The 1,201-nt window shown below is 67.8% G+C and carries 1 protein-coding gene; it reads right to left on the reverse strand.

Features of this window, described 5'->3' with window-relative positions:
- Positions 1-1,201: 2-oxo acid dehydrogenase subunit E2 (locus U1R88_RS35540; RefSeq protein ID WP_322435554.1), on the reverse strand; the 1,201-nt coding region annotated here is incomplete at both ends.

Genomic DNA, 1,201 nt, shown 5'->3' on the forward strand with positions numbered 1-1,201 from the left:
CTTTGTCCGCGCCTTTTCCGCCAGCTGGGCGGCTTCGGCGTCGAGTTGCAGCAGGCTCTTCTGGTCGACGTTGCGGATGACCGGGACCAGCAGGCCGTCCGGGGTGTCCACGGCGAAGCCGATGTGCACGTACTTCTTGCGGATCACCGCCTTGCCGCTGGGGGCCAGGGAGGCGTTGAAGTCCGGCAGTTCCTTGAGCACATGGGCGCAGGCCTTGAGCAGGAACGGCAGGATGGTCAGCTTGACGCCGGCCTTTTCCGCCACGGCTTTCTGGCCGACCCGGAAGGCCTCCAGATCGGTCACGTCGGACTGGTCGAACTGGGTCACGTGGGGCACGTTCAGCCAGCTGCGATGCAGGTTGTTGGCACCGACCTGCATGAGGCGCGTCATTGGCACCTCTTCGATCTCGCCGAACTTGCTGAAGTCCACGGTGGGGATCGGCGGGATGCCGGCACCACCGGTGGCGCCTGCAGCCGCGGCCGGAGCCGCCTTGCTCTTCTGCAGCTGATCCTTGACGTAGGCCTGGACGTCTTCCTTGAGGATGCGACCCTTGGGACCGGTCGGGGTGACCTCGCCCAGATCGACACCGAACTCGCGGGCGACCATGCGCACGGCCGGGCCGGCATGGACCTTCTTGACCTTGCCGGCGGCAGGGGCGCTGGCGGGAGCGGCGGCCTTGGCCGGCGCCTCGGCCTTCTTCTCGGCAGCCGGCGCGCTGGCGGTGTTGCCGGCAGCCGGCTTGGCCGCCTGCTTGGGCGCGGCACCGGCCACCTTCAGGGTCAGGATCAGATCGCCGGTCTTGGCCTGGTCGTTGACCTTGATGGCAACGCTTTCCACCACGCCCGCCTTGGGCGCCGGGATTTCCATGCTGGCCTTGTCGGATTCCAGGGTGATCAGCGTCTGCTCGGCGGCGATGGTGTCGCCGGGCTTGACCGCCACCTCGATGATGCTGGCCTTGCCGCTGGAGCCGATGTCGGGGACATGGATCTCCTGGGCTTCGCCTTCGCCGGCGGACGCCGAAGCGTCCTCGTCACCGGCCGGCGTCGGGGTTTCGCTTTCCTCGACCTGGGTCTGCTTGGACTCGGCCTTGGGTTCGGCGGCGGGTTCGCTGCCGGTGGCGGCGTCCTCGCCTTCCAGGTCGATCAGCAGATCACCGGTCTTGAGGGTGTCGCCGACCTTGATGTGCAGGGCGGCGATCTTG

Origin of the sequence: Labrys sedimenti, assembly GCF_034424805.1 — a bacterium.
GTDB classification, from domain to species: Bacteria; Pseudomonadota; Alphaproteobacteria; order Rhizobiales; family Labraceae; genus Labrys; species Labrys sedimenti.